The following is a 23,905-nucleotide window of genomic DNA, read 5'->3' on the forward strand; positions in this document are numbered from 1 at the left end:
AAAATGCTCCTGCATTTTCTGCATTCATTACATCCATGTAACTTAGCAATTGCCGAGGAGCAAAAATCTGCCCTGCTGCCGACATCCTCGCTAGCCATACCCTATACTTTCATAAAGTTAACCAGTTTTTGAGTATAAAGGGAGTATAGTTCTAACCGTTCTCTTTCATATCCTTATTTGAACTGGAATAGAGTCACCGGCGATGTAGCGCCGCTGTCAAATTCGATATACATCGCCCGACACATCCCCCAATAGCTTTTCGGCGTTTTCCAGTTGTATTGCCAATTGCCGTCGCGCTTGTTTTGCAGGCCGCTGTTGCCGGGTGCATATTCTTCAACGGCATCGTGTGGGCTGTGTGCGGCAGTTTCACAATCGATTGGATATGAATAGAAACCGGCAAAACTGCTGCTGTCCTCAATTGGCATGCCATTGGCATCGGTCAAGCGCCATTTGGTGGGGATCGATTGTCCGGCTTGAGCGGTGTTGATCAGTTCGTTATTCAGTGGAGCGCTAAAACCTTCAAACCGATAGGTGACCAAAAAAGTGGTGCAAGTCGGTGGTGTGGTGGTATTGCCTTTGCTGTCGGTACCGCGGACACAGACTTCGTTTGAACCTAATTGCTCGGCTGGCAATTCGGCAATAACATCCTCGGTCACGCTATCAAATGCCCCATCCTGTGCGCTCAAAAGTTCCCAATCGCCACCATTCAAACGGTATTCGGCGCTGACCACAGTGTTGTTGCCTGTTTCCACTTCGGAAACCGTTGCTCTCAGCGTAGTCGTACCATGGAGTAGCGCAGGATTCGGATTGACGCCGAGACCGTCGATTTTGGGCCCGGTTTGATCACTGTAGCCCACGCTGATTTCGATATGATTGGTATCGTTCATCGGCTGCGTGCCGGTCAGCGCAATCGAACCTTCCAAGATAAAGCCTTCGCTCAAGTCCTCACCGGTCACGTTCCATTTGGCACCATTCGCGGCGCCGACCAGACCCGTCGTCAACTCGGAGCCGTTGAGTTTGACATCGTTCAACGCGACCGACACGGTCGATGAGCCGCCACCGCCCATGCCGCTACCCATACCTCCGCCGCCCATGCCACCACACATCATGCCGCTACAGCCGCTGCTGTTATTCTGAACATTAATCAGAATATAGTTGAGCGTCCCGAGCGAACCTACGTTGCGCGATACCGTGACGGCGGACGCGCCGGTTCCGACTTTTGTCGAAAGGATTTGTGTATCGGAGTCGTAATTAAACTGAATCGGCTTGTTCAAGCCGCCCGTTACATCGCCTTCAGTTCGGTTGCCCGCCGTCGTGAGCGGCACCTTGCCGATATAAATTTCCTTCGGATTACTATTCATGCCCATGCCCATGCCTGAGCTGCTCAAATTGCGATAACGCACGGCGCCTTGCAACAGGGCTTCAGAATCGTGTCCCGATGCTATAGCTGCCGCAGCCTGCGCTTCCGCAAGCGCCAGGCATGCCAATCCGGCAATAGCCGTTAATTTAAATATCGATGATGTCTCTATTTTTTGCATATTAGTCTCTTTAGAATGATCAATAAAATGTGTAAATTAGGGTATGCTGTTGAGTCGGCCTAGCGTGTTGATTTATCGCGATACATTGATAGCTCCTGGAAAAACAAACCCTGAATCTGCCGGTCACATCGTTTCCCTTACCAAACTAGCAAAACCCTAAAAAATTCACATCCTTGTGATGGGGGCTTTTATTTTGAAACGCTGAACGTATGCAGCACGATACGGCTGGTTTTCTGAGTCGATGCATTGAACATCGTCTTGAAATCCTGCACTTCCGCATCGGGTTCGACGAACAGATCTTGCGCGAAGGAATAGGCCAATGGTTGATGCACTAGCTCGGCTTCCACGCTGTAACTGTTGCCGCTTAAGCCGCCGATTTGATAGCGGATTTGATCGCTGCCGCCGACAAAGTTGGCATCAGTCAACGCATCGCCTACGACTTTGATGTCATTCGGCGCGGTCGCTTTGTTGAAGCCTTTAGGTAGTAAGCGGTTGTCTTTCAGATACTGTGCGCCACGCAGCAAGGTATAGGTCACTTGGTCTGTGCTGTCGCCCATGATCGCCTCGTAAACCTGAACTTGATCCGGGCTGGTAATCAAATCGTAATGCGGCTCAAAGGTCGTGCGATCCATATCGGCATCCACGCCTTCGATGCTGCCGTTAGGATTGATTTTGCCCGATTCGAACACTACTTTGCCCTGTGCATCTTTGACCGTCACATGTAGTACGACACGACGCGAGGGATACGCACTCGGTAGTTTATGACCGGTTTGAGCGTTGATTTTCAGCGTGAAATCCAGCGTATTATTCGCTAAAGATTGCGTAACCGTTTCAATCGTCGCTGATTTATTTAACTGATCTTGGGTTTTTTGGAGGGTTTCCTCGAAATTATTCGACAAAATACCCAATTGCTCTTTGTTATTGTTGAAAATATCCAACATTAACTTATTACCGCCAACGAATTCGTGCAAAGCGAAATCGTCGCGTCTTTGCAACCACATCGGACGATTCGAAATAGGCACGCCATTGACGCGTGACATGTGACATTGCTGACAGCTTCGCGGCGTTACACTGGCAAAATCGCTGTGCTCCCATTCGCTATACGGCATTTGTTCCGGGAATTCACTTTCCGGTGTCGTGCTGAGAATAGTTCCCGACTCGTCGACAAAAGGTGTTTTTAAATTGTGGCAAGTCCCACAAAGCTTCGAGGATTTGACGTGTTCGCTATACACCGGTGTATATCCGGTATTCATGATCATCGGATTTGGGAATAGATCATCGTAGGGACCATAGATCGTCTTGCTGCCGTCAATATCATATTGGCCACTGAATTTCGATAAGGTACCTAAATCCGGTGAATTTTTGATTTGATGACAGACCGTACAGCTTACACCATTCAACGCTTCGTTGTGACGTGGATGGTCGGCATTCAGAAAACCGTTATCGAGAATCTCCAGCGGTTCGCCTTTTTTTCGCGCTTCGAAATTCGCCATCGGCGCATGGCAGCGCGTGCATTTGTCGTTGATGACATCAGCCAAGTGAGGGTTGCGGTTCAATTCGGAACGCACTTTGGCTTTCCACAGAGGATCTCGCGCCGAATTCGCCATCATCGTCGAAGACCAATCCGTTTCAATCGAAGCATCCTGACCATTTTCATCAGTCAGGTTGTTATGGCACATCGTGCAGTTGTTGGAACCGGAAAAATGTTCAGATTCAAAAGAGGGATTACCTGGCGAAGCAGGCGGCATTAAAAACGCGCCGTTGCTGTTGAGTTTAGTCGTGACATTGAAACTGGCCGATACGCCGCCGATCGTTAGTGTCGCGCTGGTCGTAACGTCGTGCTCAGTGGACGCCAACAACCGCACACGAACGCTGTCGTTAACATGGGCTTCACCCGCCGTTGCTACGAAGGTACCGTTGTTGACTGAATACAAACCGCCGCTAATGCTAATCGGTGTCGGGGCGTTGATGCCAGTAACGGTAATTGCATTGGAAGTGACGGTACTGCCCGGCTCGACATCGCTTTGTGCGGTGAAGCTGAACGCATCCGGCGTGGTATCAGTGATAAAGGCCGAGGTTGTCACGCTGAAAGAACCCGATACGCCACCAATTGTTACCGTTGCGCTGGTCGTGGTGTTGTGTGTATCTGATGATTGGACTTGTGCTCTGACTTGATCGCCAGCCTTGACGCTGCCCTGAGCGCTGGTAAAGCCTCCGCTATTGATTGCATACGCACCGCCGCTGACGCTGATCGGCGCAGGGGCGTTAATGCCGGTTACCGTGATCGGTTCCGATGTTATCGTGCTGTTGAGCGCTACATCCGTTTGCTGAGTAAAACTGAACGCATCCGGCGTGGTATTCAAGGTATCGCTCAAGGTTATTACCGTGAATGTTCCCGACACACCGCCTACTGTGAGCGTAGTACTTTTAGTCGTATCGTAGGTATTAGCCGAAGTCAGCCGAACGCGAATATTGTCGCCATTGTATGCAGTTCCTTTCTTGCTGGTGAAACTGCCGCCGTTGCGCGAATAGCTGCCACCGCTGATGCCGATAGAGGAGCCGGTATCGATGCCGGTAATCGTGATCGGGTCGGAAGTAATCGTGGTATTTAACGCAACACCGGTTTGATCGACAAACTCAAACGCATCCGGTGTACTGTCCTTACCGCCTCCACCGCCACCTTTGGACTGCGCCACGGCTCCAAAACCATACAACAACATAAACAGCCAACAAAGGCCTATAAAAATAAGTTTACGACTTTTCATTGTTTACCTTAAAAATAAAATAACCGGAATAAATAGGTGTCAATTAATATGCCAAATTACTATTTGTTTGATAATACAATGATTTCTTGTAGGTAATGACTCTCGCGTCAGTCATTGGGATAACCCAACATGCGTGCTTTCACGCATCTAGTGCGTCATATGCCGTAATTCAAAACCTTTCACTCATTGAATTTATGTCCACTATACCTATTGCTAACCCGATTTCGGCGCCGTGACGCCCCTCAAATGGCTAGCACAAAAAAATCCATAGCCTATTGGTTATGATTGATTACTTGGATAATTCAGATGCTAGGAAATCATCCATGATCTATGATTCCTCGCCTAACCCTCTCGGCTTCTTTATACACAATTGCCGAAATTTGTAGTGCGATGGGTATGCAAATGATGTATAGATACCTATAGCCTTGGCGCGATAACGAGGCAAATTCGTCGATGGATGTTAGAATACGGGCATTTCGACAAGAACAATGCGTAAAGCCATAGATTTAATGAGGAAACTATGCGGATTCCGAGACATTTAACCAAGATTATTGCGGCAACCCTCGGCATATTGCTTGTCGTTTATGTCGCATTCTATTTCGTATTTCTCGATCTGATCGTCGATTATTGGTGGTTTCAAGCATTAAGGTTTGAAGGCTATTTTTGGCTGAGATTGCTTTACCGCTTTTTTCTTTCGGGCGCGGTCACAGCGGTTTTCTTTTCGATTTTCTTTTTGCATTTTTGGTTGGCGGCCCGTTATCTGGGGTTCAATCCCAATCAGGATGTATTGCTGGACTCGGCCAAGCGTAAGCGTTTCGAGCGCCTAGCCGACTTATTCATGAGCTTGTCGCTCAAATTTTCTACGCCGGTCGCATTGATTTTAGCCATTGCGATTGCAATTCCCTTTTATCATCAATGGGAAACGGGGCTGTTGTATTTCTTCGGCGGATCATCCGGAATCGTTGAGCCCGTTTACGGACATGATATCGGTTTTTATTTACTGTCTTACCCGATTTATTTACTCATCCAAGAAGAGCTACTAGCTACAGCGATCATTATTTTTATAATGGTCGCTTTTCAATATTGGGTACAGCATACGTTTATCCCAAGTCAATCAAAAGAGTTTCCGAAGGCCGCTAAAATTCATCTGGCGGTGTTGTTCGGTTTTGTCGTGCTCTTCGTCGTTTGGGGTTTCATGCTGTACCGGTTTTCGCTGCTTTATGTCGACCGACACGAGCCGGTGTTTTCAGGGCCCGGCTTCGTCGAAATACGCTATCAACTACCGTTGATTTGGCTCTCGATTCTGGGGTTTCTGGCTGCTGCGATTTCATTGTTGTTTTATTATTTCTCCGAAACGACGCGGACCAAAGTCCCGTTTTTGATTTCATTGGGAGTCTTTGTTAGTGCGTTGGGCTTACAAGAAGTCAAGTTTATACCGCAATTGATCGATAAATTTATCGTCAAGCCTAATCCGGTTAGGACGCAGCGCCCGTTTATCGATCACAATATTGTCGCGACGCGCGATGCTTATGATTTAAAAAATATCGATATCGTCGATTTTACGGTGACGCTAGATCCGACCAAAGATATCGAAGCCTGGAGTACCCGAAGACGTTTCGAAAACATTCCGGTTTGGGATCGTGAATTTTTGAGCGATGTTTACAACCAGATTCAAAGTATCCGGCCGTATTATCATTTTCTCGATGTCGACGAAGGCCGTTATTTGATCGACGGTTTCAAACGTCAGGTCAATCTTGCCGCTCGGGAAATGAATATCTCCAAGCTCCCCGAAGAGGCACAAAACTGGGAAAACACGCATTTGCGTTTTACGCATGGTTACGGCGCGGTGGTGACGCCTGCGGCGCAAGATGCGGGTAATCCGATCCGTTGGTTTTTGCGGGACTTGGATTTAAGTTCCACAGTCGGATTCGATATCAAACACCCCGATATTTATTACGGAATGGAGGATTATAAATACGCAATCGTACCGAATAATCTTGACGTGGTTGCGCTTTCGGGCTCGCGTCCCGATCCCGCGGTCGATGCGCCCTATGTCGGCAAGGGTGGTATTCCGATTCCTTCGTTGTTTAGAAAAGCCTTGTTTTCGTTTTTTTTCAAGGATGAAAAAATATTTTTCTCGACCAATATCTCTCGAGAGAGCCGCTTGTTGATTCGTCGTAATGTCGTCGACCGGATCAGTCACCTAGCGCCTTTTCTGCATTTAGACAAAGATCCTTATCTGGTTGTCACGAAAGACCGATTCTATTGGGTGCAAGACGCCTATACCTTGTCGAATTGGTATCCGGTATCGAAATCGGCCGAGGATGATTTTTTAGACGGCAGCAAGGAATTCAACTATATCCGCAATTCGGTCAAGATCACCGTCGATGCTTACAGCGGTTTCACTCGTTTTTATGTTTCCGATCCGTCGGATGTGATCATTCAGGCTTACGACAGGGCTTACCCCGGCGTATTCCGCGATATCGACGAAATGCCGAGAGAATTAAAGCAACAATTGCGTTTTCCGCGCGACCTGTTCTATTTACAGATGAAAGTCTATGCCAAATATCATCAGCGTGACCCGGCATTGTTTTATCAACAGGCCGAGACTTGGAATTTTGCGGAAGTGAGAGGCAAGGAGGTCAAGCCTTACTACCAAACGGTAGACTTAGGGCATTGCGGCGGCAAGGAAGAATTCGTCATGATCAACCCGATGACGCCGATCAACAATCAGAACTTGAGCATGGTCGGCGTTGCCAGTGTGATGGATAGAGAAAAGTGCGGCGATGCCTTCAAAAAAAGCATAACGATCTACCAGTTCGCGAAGGAGGTTCAAGTCAACGGACCGGCACAGGTCGAGGCTTTGATTGAGCAAGATCCGGAGATCTCGGCCCAACTTACGCTCTGGGACCAACGCGGCTCCCGAGTGGAAATGGGGCGAATGATTATTTTGCCGATGGAACACTCGATTCTCTATGTTCAGCCGATTTATTTGATTGCGACTAGGACCCGAATACCTGAGTTGGCCAGAGTGATCGTATCGATCGGCAATGAGGTCGTCATGGATACCACGCTATGGAGTGCATTTTCACGATTGAGAGAGCGCTTTATTAAAATACAAGAGGACGACACTGGGACCACTTTCGATCCGGAGAATGGTCGGCCGAGATAAGAGGATAAAAAAAGCCGCTGTCGAATGATTCGGCAGCGGCTTAATTTTTATAGGGCATACATTTTTTATGATTTAATTTAGCAACATGTTGCAAAGCTTGTCTTCCAGGGTCATGCGGATGGCCAAATGCTCGCCTAGAACCGACAGGTCTTGCTCGAGAGAGCTGGGCGTTAAATAGTTTTTAGCGTGTTCGTACTTATCGTTGAAAACGATAGCCGCATCGGTGGTTCTCGATAGCTCGGGATAGAGTTCGTTTGCCACAGATAGCAACGCTTGGCGTTTTTCGTTACCGGACAATAATCGCTCATAAATGCCGAAGTGCCACAGCGACACATAATCGACTAGTAGTTGCGAAAACTCGGAAAGCCGAGTTTGCACTTTTTTACCGGCCGAAAACGGCTTCAGCTCGGCAATACGGCAATACATTGCCCACACCTCATGCCGTTCTTTTCTTAATTCATCGATTAAAGCTGCGGTACCCCGGCGTCTTTCAGGAAAGGTTTGCATAACAGCGCTCATCAGTCGATCCTCGTTTTGTTGTTGTGATGCAAATCTAATCCAAAATTTAATATAATGCAACAATCTATTAATTATTATGAAACTTTCTCGTGAAATGGTTCAAGATTATCAATTTTATCGTTGTGTTTCTGCAACAAATCTAAAGAGAGATTGATTCTTTTGGCGGCGAATATTTTTTTTGCGGTTGCGTTGCCATGCGAGGCGAAACCTCTGGTTGCACACTTCGGTTTGAAAAAAGACACAGCGGTGCGCGCTTTTGCAATGTATCGAAATGAATCTATTTATTTAACCGTTACGGGACCGGGAAAAAGTGCAATGGCGGCAGGTTTGGCCTACACGCAAGCCGTTAGTGCCTGTCTTGAAAATGCGCTATTTATCAATGTTGGAGTTGCAGGCCACAGGACGCATGATATCGGTAGCGCTTGGACAATCAATAAAGTAAGTGACGCCGATACCGGTAGAAATTACTATCCGATGCCTGTCTACGGCTTGTCATGTCCTGCAACATCGCTGTTGACAGGTTCTAAACCTCAGTTCGATTACAACCACGAACATTTATGCGACATGGAAGCCTCGGCATTCTTTGAGACGGCGGCGCGGTTTTCGACTGGCGAATTGATCCAGTGCTTAAAAGTCGTTTCGGACAACCGGTTGGAGCCGGGACGCAATCTCGATCCGAAAGTCGTTGAGCAATTGATAGGAAACAACATCGGCCTTCTGGGTCTCCTGCTCGACAAGCTCGAAGAACGCGCCAAACTTGTTAACCTCCCCGAAGCGCCTAACTTCGAGTACTGGATTCGGCAATATCGCTTTACCATAAGCGAACAAAATCGCCTGAAAAATTTGTTATCACGATTTTCGGTATTAACCGGCAAAAGCCTAGAGCCGGCCGATTTTGGAACGGTCAAATCCGGAAAAGAGTTGTTGGCAGCCTTGGAAAGCCGACTTGATAAGATAAAGTTCGAGTTATAAATCGGGCAAACAAGGTCGACAATAAGTACGGTCCGAGCGCTTTATCTTTCGCGCTTCTAATTTCGGCAGTGCTCGAGGAGTTGCTGGACCCTTGATGTCAGGGCAAACGCATTAAAAATACTGTTAAAACATAGAGTTTAGAGGTATCGTATCGGAATTTTGCGTATGTTACCAACGGACTGCAGTTTAATTAAGCACTTTTCCAACGTGACTGATCCCCGAATTGAACGTAAGAAACTTCATCAGTTGATGGATATCATTGTACTCACTGTTTGCGCCTCGTTAAGCGGTGCTGAGGGTTGGGAAGCCATTGAAGAGTTTGGCCATAATAAATTAGATTGGTTAAGGCAGTTTGTACCGTTAAAGAATGGCATTCCATCGCATGATTGCTTGGCGTATGTCATTTCTCGATTGTCACCGAAAGAATTTCAACGTTGCTTTATAGATTGGGTGAACGCCATTCGCGAAGTGATACCCGATGAAGTGATTGCGATAGATGGCAAAACCGCACGCCGTTCGCATGACCGCAAACGCGGCCAAAATCCGTTGCACATGGTCAGCGCCTGGGGTTGTGCGAATGGATTAGTGCTCGGCCAAGAAGCGACCGAAGAAAAGTCGAATGAAATTACCGCAATCCCGAAGCTATTGGCTTTGCTAGAACTTAAAGGTTGTATTGTGACCATTGATGCCATGGGCTGCCAGCGCACGATTGCTGAGCAAATCGTCGATCAAGGCGGTGATTACTGTTTGGGCCTGAAAGGNAATCAAGGCGAATTGCATGAAGCCGTCGAGGATTTTTTCAACACGGCCAAGCAAGCGAATTTTAACCACGTCGAATACGCTTATCACGAAGAAATCGACAACGACCATGGGCGTTTAGAAACCCGCCGTTATTGGATTACCGAGGAGCTTTGTACGCTCCCGAAAACGGAGCTCTGGAAAGAATTACGCAGCATTGGCTTCGTGGAGCGCGAATGCCACATCGGCGATAAAGTAACAATCGAGCAGCGTTGTTTCATTAACAGCATTAAAGCCGATGCGCAGCTATTTGCGCGGGCTGTGCGCCATCACTGGGGTATTGAAAACCAATTGCACTGGCGCTTAGACGTGGTCTTTCGAGAAGATGACAACCGAATTCGAAAAGGTAATGCCGCTGCGATTATGACCACCATCCGGCATATCTGTGTCAATCTGTTCCAGCAAGAGGAATCTAAACTCAGCATGAAAAAGAAAAGACTCAAAGCCGCCTGGAACGATCGCTACCGCGCTAAATTGCTGTTAGGAATGTAATTTTAATGCGTTTGCCCTGCCCTTGATGTGCATTCAATGCTGAATTTTGCACTGCTATGGGTATAATTGTCGATTTTAGAAAAAATGGGGACTGCATTATGGCTGTACGACTAGATATCGAGTTAACTGAAAGTGAGAAAGCCGCTATGGCCGCGATTCCATCTACATCATGGTTTACGCAATTTATATATCGAAACGCGGAGTCTCCTGTCCACCCAAATCGAAAGCTCGCCGAAAATAACGAAATGAAGCAGGCCATGGTTAGCGATTGGGTGACTGAATCGGTTAAAGGCAAAAGAGTCTTAGATTTGTTTTCAGCCAATGGAGGGTTTTCTATTATGGCTGCTCTTGCAGGCGCTAAAGAAGTGGTGGGTGTGGAGTTCTCGGAAGAACGGATCAAATGCGCTCAGTTTATAGCGAGTACACTGAAATCTGATTGCAAAATCGAGTTCATACATGGCGATGTCTATCAAATCGAAAATTATTTCGATGAGCCGTTCGATGTCGTACTTTGTCTTGGTGGGCTTTATCACATTGCAGACCCGGCGTTTGTATTGCGTCAAATTGGAGGCCTGACTAAGGAACGCCTACTTATGCAGACATCTCAGGTGCTGCCTATTCCCGGCAATTGGGCTAAATTCATTGTGCGGCGCCAAGATAAAACTCAGGGCGGCATGACAAGTATTCGGGGTGGTTATGGAACCTGGTTCTATTCGCCCGGTTGCCTTCGAGAGCTGCTGCTGCACGGTGGCTTTGATATTGTTGAAGAACGGCAGCCATCGATACTTAAACGCCAACGATTTCCGTGGTTCTTTGCATCTTGTGAGCCCTTGACCTAACGGGTAAGCAGGAAGCAACCAGTCAAATACACCCTTTGCCAGTTAAATTTCGGCAGTGCCCGAGGAGGCGCCGGGGTGTGCGGCAAAGGCTTTGCCAGCATGGAGCTGGCATAGAGCCTACATGGACGTATTCACGGCGTCCTTTGGCGGACACCCCGGCGCCGAATTTTGATCTACGACGGGTAAATTGAATACTTTCTTAGTCTTGAACGCGCTTTAAATCATTACAAAAACTCCGGTATGTAAGCCAAATAATGTTCGAAGTTCGTGCACTGGTCGAGTAAATTATTCGTCATAATTTTTCCGACCCTAGCTATTCGGTTAACATGCAGCCATAATTTAAAATTCAATATACCTTTCGCACTTCAAATTTCGGCAGTGCCTGAGGAGGCGCCAGGGTGTGCGGCAAAGGCTTTGCCAGCATGGAGCTGGCATAGAGCCTACAGGGATGTATTCACGGCGTCCTTTGACGGACACCCTGGTGCCGAATTTTGATCTGCGATGGGTATAAATCGTTTGTACCGGCTTGTGACAGCAATTCCCCATTTGGGGATCAAAAAGGGTGTGGGGTGTGTTTGGCGAGGATGTCGGCAGCAGGGCAGATGTTTGCTCCTCGGCAATTGCTGAGTTACATGGATGTAATGAATGCAGAAAATGCAGGAGCATTTTTCTGCCCTGCATTGCCCTAATACACGCCATCCGTGGCGTTCGAGCTGCCGCCAAGCTCCCCATGGATGGGTTTACGGCGTTCCTCGACAGGCATACCCCACACCCTAAGATCGGCGAAACTGCTCAAACTGGGAATTGCTGGGCTTGTGAGGTATGCCCATTTTCCCTAACGTTACGATGCTATACTTCGCCTGTTTTCGGCTTTTATGGCAATGCTATTTTGTTCGGTAGCAAGGCGCGAAAACAGGCGCATAGCAAGCTATGTAACTGTTTTCACAACGCAGTTACCGAACTAAAGAGCGCGTTAGAAAACCGAGCATGTGACCGCGCGATGTATATACTTCGGCCGTGTCAACAATGCAAAGCGCGCCAGCAATTCCTTGAGACTTTGTCGAAATGCGCAGTGCAATAAGGTATGTCTCTGATATTTGCTATCAGCCTATCGCAATCGATAGCTTCCCCGTCAATCTAATTTATCAGGCCGATTGATACCGTTGCTTACACGATTAGTCGTTTACGTAATAAATTTTGTGACGGAACACCGGCTGAAAGGCGGGTTGTTGCTTTGTCTGTCATTTTTTACGGTTAGCCTCCAAGCGTATGAATCAACCCTGCAATTGCATAGCGGTTGGCAATACCGCTGGGGCGATTCATCTTTCGATGCCCAAGGGCGGCCGGAATGGGCTCTGCAAGACAACGCCAATGGAGCATGGCACCCAATCGACTTTCCTTCCAATCCTCCGGGACGCGACGGACAAACCAATATTTGGTTCCGTACCGTTTTACCGAACGGCAATTGGCAAGACCCGGTCATTTATATCTACAGTGTAGACTTGATTGTTCAAGCCTATCTGGATGGGCGAAAAATCTATCAGTACGGCAATTTCGATCATAACGGCCAAGGACGTTTCGAAGGTTGGCCTTGGCACATGATCCAACTGCCTGCCGATTTTGCCGGCAAGTTTCTTTATTTTCGGGTGTTTTCCGACTATAGCGACATCGGCCTGTGGGGCGAGGTCAAGTTGATGGAACGACTCGATTTGATCAAATTGATTCTCGAACATTCGGTGGAACAGATTGTCGTCAGCGGCTTTTCCTTGCTGATTGCCGGTTTGGCATTTGTTTTCGCATTACTGCAAGCCGAGCGGAGAAGTTTTTATTATTTGGCATTGTTCGCCTTGGCTTCCGCCTTGATGGTCTTCGGGCAGAGTCAAGTCAGATTGTGGTTGTTCAACGCGCCATTGTTTTGGGATCATTTGGCCGCGACCGGCTATTTTTTATTGCCGGTCGCTATGGCTTTATTGTTCGGCGAATGGTGTGCCGGTATCAAGTATCAAAGATTGATCGGGGCGCTATGGCGATTTCATTTAGTCTATGTAGTAGGCGCCAATATATTGCCATTAGTCGGTTATAGTGCAATTTCCAGAATGTATTTCGTTTTTGACGGTTTATTTGCGATCAGTCTGTCGTTATTGTTTGCAGTGGCTTTCTCGAGATTTCGTCATACCAACAATGAACAAAAAGTCATCATCGTCACATTTGCTTTTTTCGGTCTATTGCTGTTGCTCGACATGGCTGTGGCGCATAGTATTCTGCCTTGGCGGCGAATACCTCTGGGTTGGGGCTTGTTAAGTTTTTCTTTGGCATTGATCGCTATTTCGTTACATCACTTCGTACAAACGCAAACCGAGTTAAAGCGACTCAACGCAACGCTGGAACAAAAGGTCAAAGACCGCACGCAAGAGCTCGAATTATTAGCAACAAGAGACTCGTTGACCAATATGATGAATCGGCGCGCATTCTATCAAAAAGGCGAACCGATATTTCGCGCCGCCCAGCGTTACAAACGGAACCTGTCGGTCATCGTGTTGGATATCGATCACTTCAAGCGCTTCAACGATGCCCATGGACACGCGGTGGGCGACCAAGTGTTAGTCATGGTCGCCGATTGTTTACGGAAAAGTTGTCGAGATAGCGATTTTGCCGCGCGTTTCGGCGGCGAGGAATTTGTCTTGCTGCTGGAAGAGGCGGATTCGCATAGCGCGCTTAAATTTGCAGAGCGACTTCGTGACACTATCGCCGAATTGAGTCTTCCCGGTATCGAGCAATCAATTACCGCGAGTTTGGGTGTTGCGTGTTTGAGACCGGAAACGCAGAGTCTCGATGAACTGATCATAAGAGCCGACCGAGCGCTTTATGAAGCCAAGCATGGAGGGCGAAACAGGTGTTGTTATTTATAATATTCGGGCTCGCTTTTAACTCGAATATTTGAAAAGATATCAATCTGTCAATTTGGTCAGCAATTCCCAATTTGGAGATCAAAAAGGGTGTGGGACATGCTTGGCGAGGATGTGGGCAGCAGGACAGATTTTTGCTCCTCGGCAATTGCTGATTTACATGGATGTAATGAATGCAGAAAATGCAGGAGCATTTTTCTGCCCTGCATTGCCCTAATACACGCCATCCTTGGCGTTCCTCGACAGGCATACCCCACACCCTAAAATCGGCGAAACTGCTCAAACTGAGAATTGCTTCAATTTGGCTATGGATGTTTGATCCTAGAAAAAGCATTTCATCATGAAGAATAAGAAGACAGTTCAATAATTTGGTATTCGTTTGGATGGGTGTTGATTTTGAATAAAGTTACATTCTAAGGTAAGGTTGTGATTTTTAAATAGAGCAAGGAAAACCAATGGCTGAAATTATAGCGCGTAACGGTAACGATCTGACGGTTCAAGTCACTATAAAACTGACCGGCAGTTTAATGGAGATGGAAAATACGATATTGGATGGCTGTAATGAAATAGGCTGTTTGGCAACCACAGAAGCGTTGAAAATATTTGATACGGATGGGGGGCCAATAAAATTGGGTGATACTAAAATGACAGCTCGAGACAAGGACAACAAAACCTATCAAACGCCATACGGCAGTGTGCAGCTGGGGCGCTATGTTTATCAAACCTCAAAAGGCGGCAGAATTTATTGCCCTCTGGAGCACAAAGCACGGATTATCCGGGGTGCAACGCCAAAATTTGCCCAACAACTGTCGCATAAATATGCCAACATGAATGCACCGGCGGTCTGTTTGGATTTAGAAGACAATCATCATCGAAAAATAGCGCATTCTTATTTGCAGGATGTGAGCGATTGGGTGGGTGGCATTGCGGGGGCCAAAGAAGAGCTTTGGGAATATGACATTCCGCCCTTGGATGAAGCGATAACGACCATTGTCGTCAGTCTTGATGGCGCTTATGTATTGATACGTGAGGACGGTTACCGGGAAGCGATGGTGGGCAATATTTCGCTTTATGATGTGACCGGCAAACGTCAGCATACCATCTATATCGGTGAAGCCCCCGAATATGGGAAAGGCACATTTTTTCAGCGTTTGGAAAAAGAAATTGTTACCGTCAAAAAACACTATCCCGATGCCCTCTATTTAGGTATTGCCGATGGTGCAAAAAATAATTGGTCGTTTTTAGAGCAACATACCAGTCGTCAATTACTGGACTTTTTCCACGTCACTGAGTATCTGGCAAACGTCGCTTATGCTGCCTATCCAGGAAAAACGGACAAACCCAAGCGCATAATTTGGCTAGATGAACGCTGTAAACAGCTAAAACGTGAACCCGGTGCAGTCGAAACACTGATCAGTGAAATGGAAAAATTGGCCCAAAAAACCAGCCTGACAAAAACAGTCAAAGAGAATTTGGAGGCCGCGCTAACCTATTTTAAAAACCATAACCAGATGATGGATTATGCAATGCATACAGAAAAAAACTTACCTATTGGCTCAGGCGTCACCGAAGCTGCTTGCAAGACGCTGGTGAAGCAACGGCTTTGTGGTTCAGGTATGCGCTGGAAAAACCAAGGGGCTAAAGTGATTTTATCTTTACGTGCATTGGTTCAGTCTAAAGGAAGATGGCAACAGTTTTGGGATAAGATTGATCAATATGGTTCCCATGTGTGCGTATAATTCACATTATTCAAAATCAACACCCGTTTGGATAGAGCTTTCGATTACCAAAAAGGTTAGCGAGAATGTTTAGGTAATTTTGTGAAATCTTTTAAGAGAGCTTTATGTGCTTCATGGATAAACGGCCGAATTTAGGTTGATTGCAAAACTCGGTAATGTTTTACCTCGACAAGGAATTGACTTTTTATGATATTGTCTTATAGTATCGATTCACTACTAGCATGAGGTTGACGCATTTCCTCATAGAAGACGGATCGCTTGATCGAGTCATAGCGGTGAATGTTTAGGAGCGAGCATGAAATATCTTCTTCAAATGTCGTAAGGTGTTTGGTTGCTCGATTGACAAGTGTCTGCGGTAAAGCTGGTTTTTCCGCGCTGCTCTAGTGCACACCATTCTTGGTAATCAGACGCCACCCGCATGCATACAAGGATGAATTTCCCTCTACTCCCTTATGATTGAAAAACCGCCTAAGAATAAAAGGTATGGGATATGTCTCTCGAGGGCTGCCTAAGCTAATTTAGGTTCTGGGTATGCTGCGCGTCCTGTCAACCGCGTTGCCGAGCTCTCAATAAAGCTCATAGCTCCAGGAATTTATTTTGTGCATATTTCTTTTCTTAATAATCGAATATAACGACAAATACGAGGTAATCAATGAGAAACGGGACCCCTGCAACTGATAGATTTTGGTTATATACCGGTTTTATTTCTTTGGCATTAGTTGCAACTTTGATACTAGTCAAATTCAATGATGACGGCTTGTGCGGTACATGCAGGTATTTTACGATTTTAATCGACGATCTTTTTTATCAAGCAGAAGAATGATGAGCAAACTTTTCGGAAACTCCTAGGAGGCTGTCCGAGAGCTAACGTTTAACTCATTCCGTTTGGCAGGACGGGGGTTGCAACTCCGTCCGAAACGTTTCAACCGTGGCCGAAGCAAGCGGAAACATTGGAGACGGGTTAAATAACCCGTTTCGCAGGAGGTGGTTTATTCATCTCAAAGTGGAATAGAAAGACTAACACTTTATTGATGGTATACCTTTCGCACTTTAAATTTCGGCAGTGTCTAAGGAGGCACCGGGGTGCTCGGCAAAGGCTTTGCCAGCATGGAGCTGGCATAGAGTCTACAGGGACGTATTCACGGCGTCCTTTGACGGGCACCCCGGCGCCGAATTTTGATCTACGAGGGGTATAAATCGGTAAATAATAGGCAATTTTCACCACCCTACCTCGAAGCTAGCCGCGATCGCTTCAAGACTTCGGGTTGCGGCGGTATCGGGCTGAAAGTAGGGTCGTGGAGCACGATAAAGAATCCCGGTGCCGATGCCGTCGTCGTCAAGTAGCCTAAGGTAGGCCTCGCGCTTGTCGGCGGTCGGCGTAAAAGCCTCGTGTACCTGTTTCTTCCAGTTGAGCTGCTCCGGACGGAAAGTAACGCACGGACTCAATATCTGCACAAAAGCGAAACCGGGAAACTTGATGGCCTCGCTAATGATCTGCGCCAGTTCGTTGGGGGCATTCGAGAAGGCCCTCGCGATGAACGGCGCTCCCGCAGCCAGCGCCATTTCCAGCGGCTGGAAGGGGGGTTGATGCGTGCCTTGTGGCGCCAGTTTCGAACCGGTCCAGTCACTCTCAGTGGTCGGCGAAGCCTGTCCCTTCGTCATACCGTAGACCGCGTTGTCCATCACCAGGTAACTGAAATTGGCGTTGCGCCGGCAGGCATGGATGAAGTGGTTGCCGCCGATCGAGAAACCGTCTCCGTCGCCGCCTACGGCGATGACCGTGAGCTCCGGCCGGCTTATGGCTAACCCTGCGGCCACCGGCAATGCACGGCCGTGTACGCCGTGGAAACCGTAGGCCCGGGTGTAGGCCGGAAGCCGCGATGAGCAACCGATGCCGGCAATCAGGGCAACCTGTTCAGTGGGGATTTCCAGTGCTGCGAGCGACTTCGTGAGCGCGTTGAGCACGCCGTAATCACCGCAGCCTGCGCACCACACGGGCTTGTAGCTCGACTTGTAGTTCTTGTGCGCGTGGGTACGGATCTTGACTTGAGGTTCGCTGCTCATTTGACCTCCTCCATTTCTAGTACGCGAAGCGCGGCGGCGATCCGACCCGGCCGGAACAGCAGGGGGCCGGGCTCGGCAAGGCTGCGAGTGTGCGGCGGCAGCTCGCAGCTGGCCCGCAGATACTGAAAGAACTGAGCTCCGTGGCTTTGTTCGACCACCAACAGTCGCTTGATCCCGTCTAAAGCTGTAGTGAGTCGCACAGGATCAAGCGGTGCGATCAGCCTTAGCGACACGAGGCGTACCGCCAATCCATCGGCACGAACCCGCGCAACGGCCTCGCGAGCCGCTTGGGTGGAGGAACCCCAGGTCAGTAACCCAAGAGATCCATCGCCCTCGATATCGGCCCAGTCATCACCGTAATCGAATTGCTCGAGCTTGCGGCGGCGCTTGTCCAACTGTAGGCGATGGTCGGCGGGCATGGCCGAGGGACGCGCCGACGGCTTGTGGCTTAACCCCGTGGCTGTGTATTCGCTGCCCGGCGTGCCGGGAATGCCCATCATCGAAATGCCGTCGCTGCAATCCCTGAAACGTTGAAAATCCGCGATGTTCGCCGGCGCCCTGCGCCGCTTGGCGCGCCACTCGCGATCTTTCGGCGGCATAATGGCAGCGCGTGACTGGCCCAGAAACTGGTCGCTTAACACCACTGCCGGACATTGCAACGCCTCGGCCAGATATACGGCCCACTGGGTGGTCGTCATGCAGTCGCCAATGCCGTTGGGCGCCAACACCAACCGAGGTGCATCGCCGTGGGCGCCATAAACGGCAATGGCGAGATCAGCCTGCTCGGACTTGGTGGGAATGCCAGTAGCCGGCCCGCCACGCATAACATCAACCACAACCAGTGGCGTCTCGGTCGCCACCGCAAGCCCAAGCGCTTCGACCATCAGGGAAAAACCGGGGCCCGAAGTGGCAGTCATGGCCGGCACCCCGCCAAACGAGGCGCCAATGCACATGTTTATCGAGGCGAGTTCGTCTTCGGCCTGCACCAGGCAGCCGCCTACCTCGGGGAGCCGTTCTGCCAACCACTCCTGAATCTCGGTAGAGGGCGTGATCGGATAGGCAGCACAGAACCGCACCCCGCCGCGCAGCGCCCCCATGCCGACGGCTTCGTTACCGGTCAACAGCCAACGCGGTTGCGCTTGAGGCGGCGCGAGCTTGCAGGCACATTGAAGCGACTCGGCCGCGGAAATACCCGCCTGTAGTCCAGCCTGTATGACATCGGCAAACAGGTTTTCTTTTCCGATTAGCCGGCGTTTAATAGTATTCTTCATGCTGTCGAAATCGAGACCGACGAGTGCCCCGACGATGCCCACGGCAATGATATTGGCGCGTAAGCCGGAATGTTCGCGCGCAAGTTCGCTAAGCCTTACCGCGTAGTGGCGAGCACCCGAATCCGTCACCCAGACGGGCGGCTCGCCTTCAGCAGAGTCAGCAATAACCACGCTATCGGCATCCAGCACCAACTCGTCGGAAAAGTGCTCGGCCTTGCCCCAGTCCAGCGCGACTAAGAGATCGATGCGATCATCCTGGCAGCCGATAGACGTCACGCCGAGCCGAAGCACCGCTGCGGCTTCGCCTCCCCGGATCTGTGGACCGGTGGAACGCGTCATCAAGCCGAAATAACCTGCCTCGGCAGCAACATCCAGAAGAATCTGCCCGGCGGTCATTACGCCGGCACCGCCGCTGCCGATCAGAGTCAACGAGCAACTGTCCACGAGCGGTTTTTCTTGCGCCTCGTTCATCGCCGGTTGGCCCCGTCAGGCTTATCCATTCTTAAAATGTTCATGATTTATTCTCTGCACGGCGCGTCCTGACAGCTTGCAGGGGGGGGCGGCACTGCTGTGTGGGATTAAGCATAAGAAGTCCAATGGGCTGAATCGCGCATTTCAACCGGATTATGATCCGGGGAGGAAATGCCGTCAAGCGGGAGAAGAAGGCTAGAAAAATGGGTTGGGTTGAATTACAAAATAAACCCGGCGTCATTTATTTCACATTTTCAAAAAAGGCTATGAATCTCGATCTGACCCCGTCCATGTGCGCAAACGAAACGTTGCGTAAATTTGTCCGAGTGAATGTGCATTGTTAGCTACATCTAATACTCGAACATTTCTTTTAAGCACGACACAGTTCTTTTTGTGTCTTTGCGCTCACCGCCCCAAGTTTTGTAACAAGCCTTGATTTATCAACTGCCCTAATTTTATCCAGCAGGATCAGACCGCTTTTTCCTTTGAACTTACATGGAACACGACAAGGAAACTCAAAACCCTTAGTCGTCATTGGAGCCATAAGAACCGTAGACAGAGCCGACACTTCATTGGGAGAAATGACAACGCAAGGGCGTTTTTTATTGATCTCTCTTTCTTTTGTGGGATTGAGGTCAACGAGCCAAACTTCAAATCGCTTTATCATTACCAGTCAAGCTCATCATCCGAGTCGAGAGGGAAATCCAACCATTCATCATCTAGCGACTCTTGCCCCTGAGCCGAAATTGTTTGTTCTATAGCTTCTTTCCATCCTTCTCTAACTCCATTCTCCGGAGTTATGAGGAGGCCACTGTTAACCAATTGTAATTTTAGCTCTTTTCCTTCCAAACGAGCTTGTTCAATCAAAGGCTTAGGTATTCTTATGCCTTGCGAATTCCCTATTCGTACTAGCTGAGTCATTTGACTGCACTCCCATTATTTACCGAATTTAGCGTAACTATAATGTAATTAAAACTTGAGAGAATGATTGTTTTTGAGCAGCTAACGCCAAGCTTCAAGCTGAACGCGCCAAAGGCGCGTCGGCTGAAAAGAAGTCGGAAGAATTTATATGGAGAATGGAAGTCGGTAATATCAATTGTAAGACCTGACCTCAAGAACCAAGCAAAAAATTTAGGGTTATGTATTATTCGTAGTGGCTCCAGAGCCGAAGAACTTTAACTACTCGTTCATCTTCAAGTACTTGGTACACTAGGCGATGCTGAATATTGATCCGGCGGGAATAGGCTCCCGTAAGATCGCCGATGAGCTTCTCAAACGGAGGCGGCTTACGATACGGATCTTTTGCTATCAGCTCCAGCAATTCCTGTGCTTTTAGCTTCAGGCCGCTGGAGGCCAACTTCTTTGCATCCCTCTGAGCTTGCTTGGTGTAAACCAACTTCCATGCGGTAAATGTCACCAGTCGAGCTCTTCATTGCATTCATCCACAGGAGTATCCATACCCTTCCGAATAGACTCACGCATGCCTGGTACGGATAGCAGGTAAAGCGTTTCCTGAATTGCAGACCAATCTTCTTCGGAAACCAGAACAGCTTTATTCCGTTTACCCGTGATGACGATTGGTTGGTGAGATTCGGCGGTTTCATCAATCAACCGATAAAGGTTGCTGCGCGCCTCAGTTGCAGTTATTCCGGTCATGACATACCTCTGCTGTGTTCAAATTATCTTAAGTGTACGCCTTTTAGTACGTACGTCAAGACGAACGCTATGTAGAAAAAAGGGAGAAGGTTAAATTATTAATTAAACCTGACCCCTTTTTTTGTGAACCCCGTTATGCTCAGAATTGGGCATCCGAGTAAAAAAACGATCCGGGTTTGAAATTGAGCTGGTATATTTACCAAATAGAGAAATCAACAATCTTTCGAGGGCTGTTATGGACGAACTACTATCAAACCGTATTACGATAAATGCCGATATTTGCCACGGAAAACCCTGTATTCGAGGCTTGCGTTATCCGGTTGAAAACATCCTGGAATGGTTGAGCGCCGGAATGACCGTCGAAGAAATACTGGCCGATTATCAAGATCTGGAAAGGGACGACATCATGGCCGCTTTGGAATTTGCCGCTCGGTTAGCCAAAGTTAAACGGATTGAAAATTTGGCGGCATGAAATTTTTGGTTGACGCCCAACTCCCCAGGCATCTTTCGGATAGCCTGAAGTGGTGGGGGCATGATGTTGTTCATACGTCGGATTTGCCAGCAGGTGACCGCACTCCTGACTGGCGTATCAACGATATATCGTTAGCGGAACAAAGAGTGGTTATCACCAAAGATGCCGATTTTGTGAGTTCGCTTTTGATTACATCAGCGCCATTTAAGCTATTGCTAGTATCTACGGGAAACATCAGCAATAGGGCGTTAGTTGAGTTGTTCGAGAAAAACCTTTCGGTGATCGTCGCCGCATTGGAAATCTATGACTATGTGGAAATAACCCGTGGCCAATTAATCGAGCACCGGTAAATGCGAGGGATATACTTTGAGGCAACGTATAAAACTTCAGTTTGCAACGTAATCATGGGTTGCGCCAAACATACACCAGACCTCGACTTGTCACCCCAATAATCAGACGATTTTTGCTATATTTCAAGACCTGACCCCGTTGCCGTGATTCAGTTTGTGCCTTTTATTACCTAAATAATTTGTATCTGGCCCTGAGGTATCCCCACGAAATAGCCAAATAAAACAATTTGCTATGGCTGAAAATTGAGGGTGTTGATTTTGAATAATGTGAATTATACGCACACATGGGAACCATATTGATCAATCTTATCCCAAAACTGTTGCCATCTTCCTTTAGACTGAACCAATGCACGTAAAGATAAAATCACTTTAGCCCCTTGGTTTTTCCAGCGCATACCTGAACCACAAAGCCGTTGCTTCACCAGCGTCTTGCAAGCAGCTTCGGTGACGCCTGAGCCAATAGGTAAGTTTTTTTCTGTATGCATTGCATAATCCATCATCTGGTTATGGTTTTTAAAATAGGTTAGCGCGGCCTCCAAATTCTCTTTGACTGTTTTTGTCAGGCTGGTTTTTTGGGCCAATTTTTCCATTTCACTGATCAGTGTTTCGACTGCACCGGGTTCACGTTTTAGCTGTTTACAGCGTTCATCTAGCCAAATTATGCGCTTGGGTTTGTCCGTTTTTCCTGGATAGGCAGCATAAGCGACGTTTGCCAGATACTCAGTGACGTGGAAAAAGTCCAGTAATTGACGACTGGTATGTTGCTCTAAAAACGACCAATTATTTTTTGCACCATCGGCAATACCTAAATAGAGGGCATCGGGATAGTGTTTTTTGACGGTAACAATTTCTTTTTCCAAACGCTGAAAAAATGTGCCTTTCCCATATTCGGGGGCTTCACCGATATAGATGGTATGCTGACGTTTGCCGGTCACATCATAAAGCGAAATATTGCCCACCATCGCTTCCCGGTAACCGTCCTCACGTATCAATACATAAGCGCCATCAAGACTGACGACAATGGTCGTTATCGCTTCATCCAAGGGCGGAATGTCATATTCCCAAAGCTCTTCTTTGGCCCCCGCAATGCCACCCACCCAATCGCTCACATCCTGCAAATAAGAATGCGCTATTTTTCGATGATGATTGTCTTCTAAATCCAAACAGACCGCCGGTGCATTCATGTTGGCATATTTATGCGACAGTTGTTGGGCAAATTTTGGCGTTGCACCCCGGATAATCCGTGCTTTGTGCTCCAGAGGGCAATAAATTCTGCCGCCTTTTGAGGTTTGATAAACATAGCGCCCCAGCTGCACACTGCCGTATGGCGTTTGATAGGTTTTGTTGTCCTTGTCTCGAGCTGTCATTTTAGTATCACCCAATTTTATTGGCCCCCCATCCGTATCAAATATTTTCAACGCTTCTGTGGTTGCCAAACAGCCTATTTCATTACAGCCATCCAATATCGTATTTTCCATCTCCATTAAACTGCCGGTCAGTTTTATAGTGACTTGAACCGTCAGATCGTTACCGTTACGCGCTATAATTTCAGCCATTGGTTTTCCTTGCTCTATTTAAAAATCACAACCTTACCTTAGAATGTAACATTATTCAAAATCAACACCCAAAATTGATAGCTATATTGATTTTTCATCGTTCCTACGCTCTGCGTGGGAATGCATCCCGGGACGCTCTGCGTCCCCAGAGGTCGATAATCCCGACAAGAGCAACCAGGCATTCTCTATAGTTTCTTAATCCAATTGCCTGCGGCAGTCGACGCAGAGCGTCTAAATCGGCATTCCCACGCAGAGCATGGGAACGAGCGTTTTGTGGGGATACATCAGTATCTGACCCCGATTATTTAGCTTCCAGCCGCGCACA

General features: G+C 48.0%; 18 protein-coding genes. 8 read left to right on the plus strand and 10 right to left on the minus strand.

What is annotated here, in order from left to right:
• Nucleotides 1-173: 173 nt before the first annotated feature.
• A complete protein-coding gene (locus METBU_RS0116520) occupies nt 174-1,538 on the minus strand; it encodes a PxKF domain-containing protein (RefSeq protein WP_017841677.1) in 1,365 nt (454 codons plus the stop codon).
• Nucleotides 1,539-1,726: 188 nt separating this feature from the next.
• On the minus strand, nt 1,727-4,303 hold the full coding sequence (locus METBU_RS0116525) for a multiheme c-type cytochrome (protein WP_017841678.1): 2,577 nt from the start codon (nt 4,301-4,303) through the stop codon (nt 1,727-1,729).
• Nucleotides 4,304-4,823: 520 nt separating this feature from the next.
• On the opposite strand from METBU_RS0116525, the gene METBU_RS24455 reads away from it, so the two are divergent.
• Nucleotides 4,824-7,475 carry a UPF0182 family protein gene (locus METBU_RS24455; protein ID WP_017841679.1) on the plus strand — a complete coding sequence of 884 codons (2,652 nt, stop codon included), beginning with the start codon at nt 4,824-4,826 and terminating at the stop codon, nt 7,473-7,475.
• 72 nt (nt 7,476-7,547) lie between these two features.
• Here METBU_RS24455 and METBU_RS0116535 read toward each other — a convergent pair whose 3' ends face one another.
• A complete protein-coding gene (locus tag METBU_RS0116535) occupies nt 7,548-7,994 on the minus strand; it encodes a sigma D regulator (protein WP_026130281.1) in 447 nt (148 codons plus the stop codon).
• 150 nt (nt 7,995-8,144) lie between these two features.
• Between METBU_RS0116535 and METBU_RS0116540 the strand changes: the two genes are divergently transcribed.
• The 5 genes from METBU_RS0116540 to METBU_RS0116560 all read left to right on the plus strand — a co-directional run bounded on the left by METBU_RS0116540 (nt 8,145) and on the right by METBU_RS0116560 (nt 15,740).
• The gene (locus METBU_RS0116540; RefSeq protein WP_017841681.1) at nt 8,145-8,966 is read left to right on the plus strand and encodes a nucleoside phosphorylase-I family protein; all 822 of its coding nucleotides are present in this window, start codon (nt 8,145-8,147) and stop codon (nt 8,964-8,966) included.
• Nucleotides 8,967-9,131: 165 nt separating this feature from the next.
• Entirely contained in the window at nt 9,132-10,256 is a 1,125-nt protein-coding gene (locus METBU_RS0116545; protein ID WP_014149870.1) for an ISAs1 family transposase, read from the plus strand.
• A 98-nt stretch (nt 10,257-10,354) separates the two neighbouring features.
• Nucleotides 10,355-11,095 (plus strand): class I SAM-dependent methyltransferase, encoded by a 741-nt coding sequence (locus METBU_RS0116550; RefSeq protein WP_017841682.1) that lies wholly within the window; start codon nt 10,355-10,357, stop codon nt 11,093-11,095.
• 1,199 nt (nt 11,096-12,294) lie between these two features.
• On the plus strand, nt 12,295-14,004 hold the full coding sequence (locus METBU_RS24460) for a GGDEF domain-containing protein (protein WP_017841683.1): 1,710 nt from the start codon (nt 12,295-12,297) through the stop codon (nt 14,002-14,004).
• A 452-nt stretch (nt 14,005-14,456) separates the two neighbouring features.
• Nucleotides 14,457-15,740 (plus strand): ISKra4 family transposase, encoded by a 1,284-nt coding sequence (locus tag METBU_RS0116560; RefSeq protein WP_017841684.1) that lies wholly within the window; start codon nt 14,457-14,459, stop codon nt 15,738-15,740.
• 1,218 nt (nt 15,741-16,958) lie between these two features.
• Here the strand turns inward: METBU_RS0116560 and METBU_RS0116570 are convergent.
• The 6 genes from METBU_RS0116570 to METBU_RS0116600 all read right to left on the minus strand — a co-directional run bounded on the left by METBU_RS0116570 (nt 16,959) and on the right by METBU_RS0116600 (nt 21,202).
• Nucleotides 16,959-17,804 carry a thiamine pyrophosphate-dependent enzyme gene (locus METBU_RS0116570; protein WP_017841686.1) on the minus strand — a complete coding sequence of 282 codons (846 nt, stop codon included), beginning with the start codon at nt 17,802-17,804 and terminating at the stop codon, nt 16,959-16,961.
• Nucleotides 17,801-19,546: a 2-oxoacid:acceptor oxidoreductase subunit alpha gene (locus METBU_RS0116575; RefSeq protein ID WP_017841687.1), complete on the minus strand. Its 1,746-nt coding sequence runs from the start codon at nt 19,544-19,546 to the stop codon at nt 17,801-17,803. Before METBU_RS0116575 ends, METBU_RS0116570 begins: the two co-directional genes overlap by 4 nt.
• Nucleotides 19,547-19,916: 370 nt before the next feature.
• Complete coding sequence (locus tag METBU_RS0116585) at nt 19,917-20,213, minus strand: type II toxin-antitoxin system PemK/MazF family toxin (RefSeq protein ID WP_017841689.1); 297 nt, start codon at nt 20,211-20,213, stop codon at nt 19,917-19,919.
• A complete protein-coding gene (locus METBU_RS0116590) occupies nt 20,213-20,467 on the minus strand; it encodes an AbrB/MazE/SpoVT family DNA-binding domain-containing protein (RefSeq protein WP_017841690.1) in 255 nt (84 codons plus the stop codon). Before METBU_RS0116590 ends, METBU_RS0116585 begins: the two co-directional genes overlap by 1 nt.
• Before the next feature lie 223 nt (nt 20,468-20,690).
• On the minus strand, nt 20,691-20,963 hold the full coding sequence (locus tag METBU_RS0116595; RefSeq protein WP_017841691.1) for a Txe/YoeB family addiction module toxin: 273 nt from the start codon (nt 20,961-20,963) through the stop codon (nt 20,691-20,693).
• On the minus strand, nt 20,960-21,202 hold the full coding sequence (locus tag METBU_RS0116600; protein ID WP_014146801.1) for a type II toxin-antitoxin system Phd/YefM family antitoxin: 243 nt from the start codon (nt 21,200-21,202) through the stop codon (nt 20,960-20,962). Before METBU_RS0116600 ends, METBU_RS0116595 begins: the two co-directional genes overlap by 4 nt.
• Before the next feature lie 235 nt (nt 21,203-21,437).
• Here METBU_RS0116600 and METBU_RS0116605 point away from each other — a divergent pair, with 235 nt between their 5' ends.
• A complete protein-coding gene (locus METBU_RS0116605) occupies nt 21,438-21,674 on the plus strand; it encodes a DUF433 domain-containing protein (RefSeq protein ID WP_017841692.1) in 237 nt (78 codons plus the stop codon).
• On the plus strand, nt 21,671-22,024 hold the full coding sequence (locus METBU_RS0116610) for a DUF5615 family PIN-like protein (RefSeq protein WP_017841693.1): 354 nt from the start codon (nt 21,671-21,673) through the stop codon (nt 22,022-22,024). Before METBU_RS0116605 ends, METBU_RS0116610 begins: the two co-directional genes overlap by 4 nt.
• Nucleotides 22,025-22,296: 272 nt before the next feature.
• On the opposite strand, the gene METBU_RS0116615 is transcribed toward METBU_RS0116610, so the two are convergent.
• Nucleotides 22,297-23,580, minus strand: coding sequence for an ISKra4 family transposase (locus tag METBU_RS0116615; protein WP_017841684.1), 1,284 nt, complete (start codon nt 23,578-23,580; stop codon nt 22,297-22,299).
• Nucleotides 23,581-23,905: the final 325 nt, after the last annotated feature.

The sequence above is a fragment of the Methylotuvimicrobium buryatense 5G genome (genome assembly GCF_000341735.1).
GTDB classification, from domain to species: Bacteria; Pseudomonadota; Gammaproteobacteria; order Methylococcales; family Methylomonadaceae; genus Methylotuvimicrobium; species Methylotuvimicrobium buryatense.